Genomic DNA, 12,712 nt, shown 5'->3' on the forward strand with positions numbered 1-12,712 from the left:
AATAATGGAATATTGCAGAGGTATGATGAACACTTCTTAAAGAGTGTTCATCATAAAATTAGAATGCTCCCCAAAATACCGCTGCCGGCGCAGCCCTTGAACCGTAGGTTCAAGGCGGGTAAATGTTCATCTCCTAAGGCTTCTCGGTATAATCCGAGCATGCACAATGTTAACGAAAGCATTCACCCTGGGTTTGTAATTATCGGCACAGGGACTTAACCAACGAGCAAATATCCCAGGGAGCAAAACAGGGTAGAATTAAGCAATGCTTAGTTCTGAAATCTTAGTTTAGCCTTCCTAGCGGCTTCGTTCAACCAACGATGTTTCCAACGTTGACTGTAACAAAGAAATACGCTCATCCATTTGCGCCATATATTGTTTGTTTTTTTGTTTTTCTTCATACAATTCATTGCCAATGTTCAGCGCCGCCATAATGGCTAACTCTTCACGGCTTAAATTATTAGTACGCGACTTTAAGGTTGTCAGTTGGTTTTCAACTTCTCTGGCAACAGTCCGCAATGCATCTTCGCGTCCTTTTGGACATGCGATAGAGTAGGTGCGCCCTAATAGGGTAATGTCAACAGCACTGTTACTCATAATGTTGCCTCAGATCCTTAGTCAGTTCGCGAACTATATAGGGCTGAATTTAAAAGAGCAAGGCAACAGCATCCCTTTTTAACTATTTGCTGTTTGTGTGAACAAATCCGCTTCAGTCTAGGCATTATTTGGGCACAATACACACTAGCATTTGGAGCATCATAGTAACTCTGCTAGCATTGAAGCAGATATAGCGCTTTTAGGAATTTACCATGGCAATCCCACCTTCATTATGTATCGAAAAACTAAAACAGGCCTTAGATTACGCTGAAGTCGGCCAGCATCCAGTAGAAGTGCACGGGGCGCTTGTTGGGATTATTTGTGGTGGTGTAAAGCAAGAAAATTTAGCCTGGCTCAAGCCGTTAGTTGAGTTAATGAACGACGGTCAACCGCTAGAACCAAACTTACAACAGCTGATCAGCGATTTGTATCAAGACACCGTGACCCGCTTAGTCGATTTCGAATTTGGCTTTACTCTTTTATTACCAGAAGAAGAAGCGCCACTGAGCGATCGCGTTGAAGCGTTAGCCTTGTGGACCCAAAGTTTTTTAACGGGCATTGCCATTATTCAACCAGAGCTAAACAAAGCGTCAACCGATGTGCGTGAGGTAATTAAAGACCTTGCCGATATCGCTCAAGTAGAATTTGATGTCGGTGATGACGAAGAATCAGAAGTTGCCTACGAAGAACTGCAAGAGTTTGTCAGAATGTCAGCTATTTTATGTTATTCAGAGTTTGGCTTAGACATGCCTTTGAATGACACCGATGAGCATTCTACTTTTCACTAACATTTTGGTATAGGCAGCAACGCAGCGTATGACCACAGCACACACTTCTACCGAGCCACTCGTCGTTGATATTGCCATAGTGGGTGGCGCCATGGCAGGTGCCACGTTAGCCCTAGGGTTAGCTAAGTTATCTGCCACACTATCTGCTACGTTATCATCTGCCACTTTAGCGCGCCCGCTGCGTATTGCATTAATCGAAGCCCATGTTGCCAACAACAATCACCCCGGTTTTGATGCCCGCTCTATCGCCATTGCACACGGTTCTATTTTCGAACTGACTCGTTTAGGTATTTGGCCTAAGTTGCAGCATCTTGGCACCGCGATCGAAAATATTCATGTGTCTGATCGCGGCCACTTTGGCATGACCGAACTCAACGCTAAACCATTAGGCTTAGATGCATTAGGGCAGGTGGTTGAATTAGCTCGAGTGGGTAACGTGTTATTCGACGAACTGGCTAAGTCATCTGTCAGCGTGTTTTGTCCTGCCAAAGTCACTGATTTACAAGCCCAAACAGACGGTCACTTATTAACATTAGATAATGGCACTCAGCTGCATTGTCAGTTGCTGGTGGCCGCAGATGGCGCTAACTCGGTTGTGCGTCAACATTTACAGCAGCCTACTGAGCAAGTCAATTTTGATCAAACGGCGGTCGTTGCCAATGTCATTACCGACCAACCGCATCAACACTGGGCTTATGAGCGCTTTACCCAAACCGGCCCCTTAGCACTGTTACCGATGACGTCAGTGCCATCAACACCTTCCACTCAAGCGCGATATTCACTGGTATGGGCATTACCGCCAGCCAAAGCTGATGCATTAAAAAATGCAGATAAAGCTGAGTTTTTAGTGGAATTACAACAAGCATTTGGCCATCGTGTCGGCCGCTTTATCGATGTAGGGCAGCGGGTCAGTTATCCACTCACGTTATCGTACATGCCAAGGCCGATTTACCATCGTTGTATATTTATCGGTAACGCCGCGCAAACGTTACATCCTATCGCCGGACAAGGCTTTAACCTAGGTTTACGTGATGTAGTCGGGCTACTCAAGGTGCTTGAACACGCCTTTAGCAGCAACACAGCAACCGAAGTTGACCTCGGCAGCAGCGCTATCGTGCATCAATATTTAGCCGCTCGCCAAGCCGATCGCGACAACACACTCAACAACATCGAATTTTTAGTGCGTGGCTTTTCCAATCAATATTGGCCGTTAGTTGCCGGACGCAATATCGGTTTGCGTTTATTGTCTTGGCTACCGCCGTTAAAACGCCCCGTAGTGCAAACCGCCATGGGCTGGCGTTAACTCATTTTAAGGTAAGGATTGACCATGTTTTCAACTAAAACTTATGATGTTGCCATCGTCGGCGGTGGTATGGTTGGGCTTGCAACCGCAATCGGTTTAGCCAATGCCGACCTTAATGTGGTGGTGATCGATGCTGGCACAACCCAAGCGGTCAGTGGCGATCCTAAATTACGCGTTAGTGCGATTAACAAAGCCAGTCAGCAATTACTTGAAAACCTCGGCGCGTGGCAATACCTCGACGACAGTCGCGTTAGCCCTTACCAAAAAATGTCGGTGTGGGACAAAGACGGCCTAGGCAAAATTGAGTTCGACGCTCACAGCATCAGCGAAGCCTATTTAGGCTCGATCATAGAAAACGATGCCATCAGTTATGCCCTTGCCAAACGTGCCAGCGAAATAAGCAACATTACCTATATTGAAAACCAACGTCTTGAGCGCGTAGCCTTTGGCGAGCGCGAAGCTTGGCTAACCCTAGCCAATGGCGACAATGTCAGTGCAGCCGTAGTGGTTGCCGCCGACGGAGCCAACTCTTGGGTGCGCCAACAATGCAGTATTCCGCTAACATTTTGGGACTACGGCCACCATGCTATTGTCGCGACTGTGCGCACCGAACTCGCTCACGACGCCACCGCCAGACAAGCCTTTTTACCCGGTGGTCCATTAGCTATGTTGCCATTGTATGACGACAATTTATGTTCCATCGTCTGGTCGGTATCGCCCGACCAAGCCGAACAATTGTTAGCATTAGACAAAATCGAATTTGGCAAAGCGTTAACTGCCGCGCTAGATGGCCGTTTAGGCATGTGCCAGGTGATCAGCGAGCGTCAATCATTTCCGCTACGGATGCGCTATGCGCGCCACTTTGCCCGCCATCGATTAGTACTGGCAGGTGATGCAGCTCATACCATTCATCCGTTAGCTGGCCAGGGGGTTAACTTAGGCTTTTTAGACGCCGCCAGTATCATCGAAACCTTTACCGAACTGCATGAGCAAGGTAAAGATTTAGGCGAATATAGCCATTTACGAGCCCTTGAACGTTGGCGTAAAGCAGAGGCGATGGAGATGATTGCCACCATGGAAGGCTTTAAAAGACTGTTTGCCGGCAGCAATCCGCTTAAAAAAGCCATGCGCGACATAGGCCTAACCCTAGTTGATAATGTCGCTGGGCTGAAAACAGTGTTCATCAAACAGGCTATGGGTAACAAAATGACATTACCTAAACTTTGTCGTGAGCCAATTTCATCATAGCTAATGTAGAAACTTGTTTAATATCAGTCTACACAGTTAAATTGGCGTTTTTATTGTAAAAGATTATGTAAAAAAATTACAACAATAGATTAGCTAAACTAATGCGACCGGACTCGGATTAGAAAAATTTTTTGTATACAAATTAGGTCTGCGGAGTATAATTTTGTTCGCATTTTATCAAATACCTACATTAGATTAAGACCTAATTAAAGGCCCAAAAAAAGGGATAATAATGGCTAGCAAGACTGTACTTTTTAACAAGCATTTAGAATCTAAAGCCAAAATGGTTGATTTCCACGGTTGGGAAATGCCGATTAACTACGGCTCTCAAATCGAAGAACATCACGCAGTACGTCAAGATGCAGGCATGTTCGACGTGTCGCACATGACCGTAGTTGACGTTACCGGCAGCGATGCTTGTGCCTTCTTACGTAAGTTACTTGCTAACGATGTCGCCAAACTTACCGTACCTGGTAAAGCCCTTTACGGCGGAATGCTAGACGAAAACGCTGGCATCATCGACGACCTTATTACCTACTACTTAACCGACACCCATTACCGCGTGGTGGTTAACTCCGCTACTCGCGACAAAGACCTCGCCTGGATCAACAAACAAGCCGCAGCATTTGATGTTGTTGTGACTGAACGTCCAGAGCTTGCGATGATTGCGGTGCAAGGTCCTAATGCTAAAGCCAAAGCGGCTACAGTATTTAGCACCGAGCAAAATGCTGCCGTTGAAGGCATGAAGCCATTCTTTGGTGTGCAATCAGCCAGCTTATTTATTGCTACAACCGGTTACACCGGCGAAGCGGGCTACGAAATTATTGTTCCAGAAGCCGAAGCCGAAGCCTTATGGCAAGCACTACTAGATGCAGGCGTTAAGCCATGTGGTTTAGGTGCACGTGACACATTACGCTTAGAAGCGGGCATGAACCTATACGGTCAAGACATGGACGAGTCAATTAATCCATTAGCCGCTAACATGGGCTGGACAGTAGCGTGGGAGCCAAGCGAACGTGACTTTATTGGCCGTGATGCACTTACCGCCATTAAAGCGGCTGGCACAGACAAATTAGTCGGCTTAGTCATGGAAGAAAAGGGCGTATTACGCCACGATATGGCAGTATTTTTTACCGACGCTAACGGTGTTGAGCATCAAGGTGTGATCACTAGCGGTTCGTTTTCGCCAACATTAGGCTATTCTATTGCCATGGCCCGTGTGCCTAATGGTATTGGTGCTGTAGCTGAAGTTGAAATGCGTAAAAAGCGTGTTAACGTAAAAGTCATCGCTCCAAGTTTTGTACGTAACGGTAAGCAAGCTTTCTAACGACTCAATAAAATGAGTTGTGCTTTACCTAAAAAGAATTTATTTGTTAAGTATTAGAACATCAGATTAAGGAACAACGATAATGAGCACTATTCCAGCAGACTTGAAATATGCATCTTCACACGAATGGATCCGTAAAGAATCAGACGGTAGCTACACAGTAGGTATCACTGAGCATGCTCAAGAGCTATTAGGCGACATGGTATTCGTAGAATTGCCAGAAGTTGGCGACACAGTCACAGCCGGTGAAGACTGCGCAGTGGCTGAATCAGTTAAAGCGGCATCAGACATCTATGCACCTATTTCTGGTGAAGTGATTGCCGTAAACGAATCTTTAGAAGATTCGCCAGAGCGTGTTAACAGCGACGCATTTGGTGACGGTTGGTTCTTCCGTGTTATGCCTTCTGACGAATCAGAAGTTGATGCATTATTAGATGCAGACGGTTACCAAGAAGTGATTGACCAAGAATAAGCGCCAATGACGCAGGAAGCTCCCTCGGGAGCTTCTTTGTTATGTGCAGCTAAAAAATGACGAGCGCGCAACATAATAAACCCTAAACAGGTTATTCACGTATTACCCATTTTCACCCTAATCCAGTTCTGTGCCCTACCGCCATAACTGGTCGATTTGGAACAAGGTTTAACATGACCAAGCAAACCCTGACACAACTAGAACAACACGAGTTATTTTTAACACGCCACATTGGCCCAAGTGCTGAGCAGCAACAAGAAATGCTCAACTTCATTGGTGCTGAGTCGTTAGAAGACTTAACCGCGCAAACCGTTCCTGGCAAAATCCGTTTACCACAAGACCTCACCATCGGTGACTCGTGTGGCGAAGCCGAAGGTATCGCCTATATCCGCAACATAGCAGACAAAAACAAAGTCTTTAAAAGCTATATCGGTATGGGTTACTACGGCGTGCAAGTGCCAAATGTTATTTTGCGTAACGTGTTCGAAAATCCAGGTTGGTACACTGCTTATACTCCATATCAGCCAGAAATCGCCCAGGGCCGTTTAGAAGCAATCTTAAACTTCCAACAAGTGTCAATGGACCTAACCGGTCTTGACCTTGCATCAGCCTCATTGCTGGACGAAGCAACCGCAGCGGCAGAAGCCATGGCACTTGCCAAGCGCGTGTCTAAAGCCAAAAAAGCCAACATCTTCTTTGTTGCCGATGACGTATTCCCACAAACACTCGACGTAGTGAAAACCCGCGCAGAATGTTTTGGTTTTGAAGTCGTTGTTGGCCCAGCAAGTGAAGCGGTAAATTACGAGTTATTTGGTGCCTTGTTCCAGTACACCAACCGTATTGGCCAAATTACCGATTACACTGAGCTATTTGCCACGCTCCGTGACAACAAAGTCATTGTTACAGTAGCAGCCGACATCATGTCGTTAATGTTACTTAAATCACCGGGCGCTATGGGCGCAGATGTCGTATTTGGTAGCGCGCAACGTTTTGGCGTACCAATGGGATACGGCGGACCACACGCAGCATTCTTTGTTGCCCGTGACGAACACAAACGTTCAATGCCAGGCCGTATTATTGGTGTGTCAAAAGACACCCGCGGCAACAGCGCATTACGTATGGCCATGCAAACGCGCGAGCAACATATTCGCCGCGAAAAAGCCAACTCAAACATTTGTACCGCGCAAATTTTATTAGCCAACATGGCGTCGTTTTATGCGGTATTCCACGGCCCACAAGGCTTAAAAACCATCGCATCACGCATTAACCGTTTAGCCGACATTTTAGCGGCAGGCTTAACAGCAAAAGGCTTAACCTTAGCTAACACCACTTGGTTCGACACCATCAGTGTTAAAGGTGCCGACGTTGCCGCCATTAATGCCCGCGCCATAGCTGCGCAAGTGAACTTACGTATAGATGCAGACGGCGTGTTTGGTATCAGCTTAGATGAAACCACTATCCGTACAGACATCGCAGACTTGTTTGACGTTATCCTAGGCGCAGGCCACGGTTTAGATGTTGCAGCACTTGATGCCGACATCGTTGCTAATGGCAGCCAGTCAATTCCAGAAGCGCTAGTACGTCAAGATGCGGTATTAACTCATCCAACGTTTAATCGCTACCAAAGCGAAACCGAGATGATGCGTTACATCAAGCGTCTCGAAAACAAAGATTTAGCCTTAAACCACTCAATGATCTCGTTAGGTTCATGCACCATGAAACTCAACGCAGCAGTGGAAATGCTACCAGTAAGCTGGCCAGAATTTGCTAACATGCACCCATTCTGCCCGCTAGATCAGGCACAAGGTTACACCCAGTTAATTAACGAACTGTCTGAGTTTTTAGTTAAAATCACCGGTTACGATTCTGTGTGTATTCAACCAAACTCAGGTGCGCAAGGCGAGTACGCTGGCTTATTAGCGATTAAGAAATACCACGAGTCTCGCGGCGACGCGCACCGTAACATTTGCTTAATCCCACAATCAGCTCACGGCACTAACCCAGCATCGGCACAACTTGCCGGTATGAAGGTAGTGGTTACTGCGTGCGACAAGCAAGGAAACGTTGATTTAGAAGACTTACGCACTAAAGCAGCAGAACTAGCCGACAGCCTTTCATGCATCATGATCACGTACCCATCGACTCACGGTGTGTACGAAGAATCAATCCGCGAAGTATGCGAAATCGTCCATCAATATGGCGGTCAAGTGTACTTAGACGGCGCGAACATGAACGCACAGGTTGGTTTAACATCACCAGGCTTTATCGGCGCAGACGTATCGCACCTTAACTTACACAAAACCTTTGCTATCCCGCACGGCGGCGGTGGTCCTGGTATGGGCCCAATTGGTGTTAAATCACACCTTGCGCCATTTGTAGCAGGCCATACAGTGATTAAGCCAGGCCGCGAAAGCGACCATAATGGCGCCGTATCGGCCGCACCTTATGGTAGCGCCAGCATTTTGCCAATCAGCTGGATGTACATTAAGTTGTTGGGCACTAAAGGGGTTAAGCAATCAACCCAAACAGCGCTATTAAACGCTAACTACATAATGAAAAAGCTACTGCCTCATTACCCAGTATTATTTACTGGCCGTAACGACCGTGTAGCCCATGAATGTATTATCGATTTACGCCCATTAAAAGAAACCTCTGGCGTGACCGAAATGGATATCGCTAAGCGTCTAAACGACTATGGTTTCCATTCACCAACCATGAGCTTCCCGGTAGCGGGTACGTTGATGATTGAGCCTACTGAATCTGAGTCTAAGGTTGAGCTAGACCGTTTCATCGAAGCGATGATTTCTATTCGTGGTGAAATTACCAAGGTAGAAGCAGGCGAGTGGCCAGTGGACAATAACCCGCTGCATAATGCACCTCACACCCTAGCGGATATTATGGACCCAGAGTTTGATTCACGTCCGTACAGTCGTGAAGTGGCCGTGTTCCCAACGGCAGCGGTTAAGGCGAATAAGTTTTGGCCAACCGTAAATCGTATCGATGATGTTTATGGGGATCGCAATTTGATGTGTGCGTGCGTCCCATTATCTGACTACGAGTAAATAGCTACTTAACCTCAGTAATACTGCATCAGCCGCTACTTTTCGCTACTCATTGACAACAGTCAACTCCGTGGCGAAAAGCAGCGGCTTTTTTGTCTTACTTTCGGCAGTAACGCTATTTCGGCTTCAGCTGAGAGTTTTCGCATAGCTCGAAATAAGGAGTTTGACACCAGTCAACTCCGCGGCGAAAACCTCAAACTTCATTGTCTTATCATCGCCAGCGACGCAATTATGATGGTAGTGGGCTTCAATTGAAGTTTGAAAATTATACAAGCGACCGGAAGGTCGCTTTTTTATGTCTGTCATTCCGGCAATGCTTTTGAGCCGGAATCCAGGTGTTGGCCTAGGTATTTAGTGTCATACAGTTTATTTAACTATAGTTAACAGCTACTACGATACTTGAGATAAACACTAAAACCTATAAATAGAAAAGCATTAAAACCTATAAATGGAATGACATTAAAACCTATAAATGATACAACGGTAAAACCTATAAACCAAAAGCGTTAAAACCTATAAAAGGCATGGCGACAAACCTTGGTTTAATAAACATCTTGTGTAGTTATTAGGAACTCAAATGAATGATGTGTCACAAAAATTAGCGGATTCTCTCGCGCAATTAAAGACGCTCCAAGAGTCTGGTTTCGTTGCGATACAATCGAATCAATTAAGCCGGGTGCATCGTGAGCGTTTAATTAAGTATGGCTTTATTCGGGAAGTCATCCGAGGTTGGTATATTCCTGCAATGCCTGATGAAAAACCAGGTGACAGCACGTCTTGGTATACTTCTTTTTGGGACTTCTGCGGAGCCTATTTGTCAGCGCGATTCGATCAATCTTGGTGCTTATCACCTGAGCAGTCGATAAATCTACATATTGGTGACAGGACCGTTTGTCAGCAGCTACTTGTGCGTTCTCCAAAGGGAAATAATAAGCCTACCGCCTTCTTGCATAACACTTCTATTTTTGATGTCAGACTAAATTTGCCTGATGTAAAACATATTGAAAGTCTTGATGGGCTTAATGTATATAGTTTACCCGCAGCGTTAGTGTATTGTTCTGCGAGCCAGTTTGTTAATGCACCTGTTCAAATGCGCACGGCCTTATCAATGCTGACTGATGCATCTGATGTGTTATCCATTTTGCTGGCGGGTAATCACAGTGTTATTGCAGGCCGGTTAGTGGGGGCTTTTAGAAACATTGGCCGCGATCTTATTGCAAGCAACATACTTAAAGGCATGCGCGCCGCCGACTTAGTCGTGCAAGAAGAAGACCCCTTTAAAGAAAAGGTGCAGATAAGCTTCGGTCGTCGTGATGTCTCGCCTTATGTTAATCGAATACGACTGATGTGGGCACAGATGCGCGATGACGTTATAGCCCATTTTCCTCAGCCAAGTCATCAGACAATGACTATCGACAATTACATGGCCGAAGTGGAAGATAAATATGTCACAGACGCCTATCACTCATTATCCATCGAAGGCTATCGTGTCACTCATGAGCTTATAGAACTTGTTCGGTTTGGCCATTGGCAGACTGAAGACTCTGTCGATAGTAAAAAACACCTAGATGCAATGGCTGCTAAAGGTTACTGGGATGCATTTCAAGAAGTGAAAAAAGCCGTTCGGGTGGTGTTAGAGGGGAATAACTCGGGTGATGTATTAGAGCACGCACACAGTGATTGGTATTTGGCTTTATTCGGCCCAAGCGTTGCAGCTGGTATTGTTAAGCAATCAGACCTAGCGGGTTATCGAACCGGGCCAGTTTATATTCGTCAGTCTATGCATACGCCTCCTAACCGAGATGCTGTTAGGGATATGATGCCGACATTGTTTGAATTGTTGGCTGCAGAAGATAATGCGGCAGTAAGGGTTGTGTTAGGGCACTTTATCTTTGTGTATATTCATCCATATTTTGATGGTAACGGTAGAATGGGGCGGTTTGTTATGAACTTGATGATGGCCTCGGGTAGTTACCCCTGGACGGTTGTGCCGGTCGAACGACGCACTGAATATATGCAGGCATTGGAAGAAGCCAGCATCAAACAGAATGTTGTGCCTTTTACTCAGTTTCTGGCTTCACTAATGTAAAAGTGAAGGGGTAACAATGGCAGGCATTGTTAATGTCTAATCGCTAAGTACTTTAGACTCGGAATAGAAAGTTAAGTTGAATTTTTATGGAGAAGGATAAAATGATATTAGGGAATGATGTTGGTAACACGTTTATGGCAGTTTTTTTAAGGTTTAGGGACCAGTTTTTAATTAGTAAAAAAGGCTTTCATCTAGGCTTGTTGCTTTTGCTTTCTGCGCCGACTTACGCCGATGACCTTCTTGAAAGAACAAATAGTAATTTGGATTATTTAAGGCAACAGGTGATTAATCAACCCGAAAAAGGACTTATTGACATTCCTGCTTCTGAACGAGTTATTGGTGAGTTGAGCCAAGTTTTGGATGGCTATGATCTTGAGCTACATGACCAAATATTACTTCGTACTGTCCGTGCTTTAAGTTTAAAAAACATCAATATGCTGAGGTTAAATTCGCTACAAAAAGTCGATCTTGCTCAAGCTGAATTAGCGATAGCTGATATCGATTTTGTTAGCAAGAAGAGCGACTCGGCAGATTTGCTTTATGCTGCTGGTCATATTTCGATGCATTTACTTGATTATCCGGTTCAAGCATATCAGTACTGGCAGCAATGTGCAGAATCGGGACATGCCGGTTGCATGAATATTTTAGCAGCCCATCGATTTACCGGAGAAAATGGCTTAGCAGTGGATGTCGAACAGTCTATTTATTGGCATCAACAAGTGTATAAAACGGGTACAGAATATATTTGTGCTGGGGTATTTTCAGCTATTGCGCTAGGAGAACTCGCCCATTTTTATTCAGAGCTAGATACTGGAGGTAATTGGACACAATGGCTTGAGAAAAGAGACTTGTTACTTGATGATCTAATTAGCAAAGGCCACGATGAAAATATTTGCCAGTTAGGTGTTCATTACGCGAGAGACTTCGTATTGCAACATCGCTTATCTGAAGACAATATCGCAACACTCGATTTAGCTATTAAGTTAATGGCCGAGGATAGCGAAAAGCAAGTGTTGGAGGTTATTAAGCAGGGCAAAGAACTATCAACCGTTATTCCTTATTTATCATCGATAGAATATCCTGAAGAGCAATGCTCGTTAACTCTGAGTTTACTTTTATATGCTAAGTATGACGGTCAGCAAAAAGCTGTCCAAGATTTGACTGACTATATGACAAGTTTAAGCATGGAATACTGTGCTTGGGAGTTTGCATTAATAGAAAGGATGCAAACTTCAGGCCGTTGGCATTGATTGTTATAAGTTTTTGGGGGGGAATTACTCGGTCAGACTCTGCCCTCACTTATTACTGAAGTCTCACTGGCTAGCAGGAATTAAGACGCTAAAGTCGTTAACCAAGGAGCCGCAAGCATGCTATTAAATTCGTGGGGATCCCTCAGACTCTAACCCCCATTTATTCAAAATGGCTGGCTTGATTTTAATTCTTAGCATAAGCTGCTTGGTCTTAGCAGGTATACTTTTAGCATTACCACATATGCGACTTTGAACTGATTGTGATTCGGAAGTTGGCAGCGACAAAGAGTGTGCCAAACTAAAAGGCGAACTAAAAGACGAATGGACTTTAAATGAAGTCGCTCATCCCCCCCTCAAGCTGCATATTCAAATTGGAACAAATAATGAAAATAGTTAAATTACTCCCTCTAGTATTACTCGTTTTTCTCGCTGGGTGCGAATTAATAGGACCTTCAGTAAGAGTATCTGGACCTAAAGTTATCGTTGATGACAGCTCAAATAACAATGGAACCCATTGTCCTCCTGGCCAAGCCAAAAAAGGCAAGTGCTAAAATATATCAAGTTATAGTATCGTCG

9 protein-coding genes and 1 other RNA gene are annotated in these 12,712 nt (G+C 45.1%); 8 read left to right on the plus strand and 2 right to left on the minus strand.

Annotated features, from left to right (window positions below; translation table 11 throughout):
- Positions 1-63 precede the first annotated feature (63 nt).
- Together ssrS and AAEY97_RS08585 are read right to left on the minus strand one after the other, a co-directional pair.
- Positions 64-245: non-coding RNA, 6S RNA (gene ssrS / locus AAEY97_RS08580), on the minus strand.
- A 52-nt stretch (positions 246-297) separates the two neighbouring features.
- Positions 298-597 (minus strand): cell division protein ZapA, encoded by a 300-nt coding sequence (locus tag AAEY97_RS08585; RefSeq protein WP_101086040.1) that lies wholly within the window; start codon positions 595-597, stop codon positions 298-300.
- Positions 598-809: 212 nt separating this feature from the next.
- Between AAEY97_RS08585 and AAEY97_RS08590 the strand changes: the two genes are divergently transcribed.
- The 8 genes from AAEY97_RS08590 (at position 810) to AAEY97_RS08625 (ending at position 12,136) form a co-directional block, all read left to right on the plus strand.
- Entirely contained in the window at positions 810-1,385 is a 576-nt protein-coding gene (locus tag AAEY97_RS08590; RefSeq protein ID WP_101086039.1) for a UPF0149 family protein, read from the plus strand.
- 28 nt (positions 1,386-1,413) lie between these two features.
- Entirely contained in the window at positions 1,414-2,688 is a 1,275-nt protein-coding gene (gene ubiH / locus AAEY97_RS08595; protein WP_192115509.1) for a 2-octaprenyl-6-methoxyphenyl hydroxylase, read from the plus strand.
- A 24-nt stretch (positions 2,689-2,712) separates the two neighbouring features.
- The gene (locus AAEY97_RS08600; RefSeq protein WP_350998084.1) at positions 2,713-3,936 is read left to right on the plus strand and encodes an FAD-dependent oxidoreductase; all 1,224 of its coding nucleotides are present in this window, start codon (positions 2,713-2,715) and stop codon (positions 3,934-3,936) included.
- Positions 3,937-4,168: 232 nt separating this feature from the next.
- The gene (gene gcvT / locus AAEY97_RS08605) at positions 4,169-5,263 is read left to right on the plus strand and encodes a glycine cleavage system aminomethyltransferase GcvT (protein ID WP_335690766.1); all 1,095 of its coding nucleotides are present in this window, start codon (positions 4,169-4,171) and stop codon (positions 5,261-5,263) included.
- Positions 5,264-5,345: 82 nt separating this feature from the next.
- Entirely contained in the window at positions 5,346-5,735 is a 390-nt protein-coding gene (gene gcvH / locus AAEY97_RS08610) for a glycine cleavage system protein GcvH (protein ID WP_101086035.1), read from the plus strand.
- A gap of 173 nt (positions 5,736-5,908) precedes the next feature.
- Entirely contained in the window at positions 5,909-8,797 is a 2,889-nt protein-coding gene (gene gcvP, locus AAEY97_RS08615) for an aminomethyl-transferring glycine dehydrogenase (protein WP_350998087.1), read from the plus strand.
- A 577-nt stretch (positions 8,798-9,374) separates the two neighbouring features.
- A complete protein-coding gene (locus AAEY97_RS08620; protein ID WP_350998090.1) occupies positions 9,375-10,886 on the plus strand; it encodes a Fic family protein in 1,512 nt (503 codons plus the stop codon).
- Positions 10,887-11,020: 134 nt separating this feature from the next.
- The gene (locus tag AAEY97_RS08625) at positions 11,021-12,136 is read left to right on the plus strand and encodes a hypothetical protein (RefSeq protein ID WP_350998093.1); all 1,116 of its coding nucleotides are present in this window, start codon (positions 11,021-11,023) and stop codon (positions 12,134-12,136) included.
- Positions 12,137-12,712 lie beyond the last annotated feature (576 nt).

It is taken from the genome of Shewanella sp. TB7-MNA-CIBAN-0143, from assembly GCF_040310065.1.
In the GTDB taxonomy this organism is placed as follows: domain Bacteria; phylum Pseudomonadota; class Gammaproteobacteria; order Enterobacterales; family Shewanellaceae; genus Shewanella.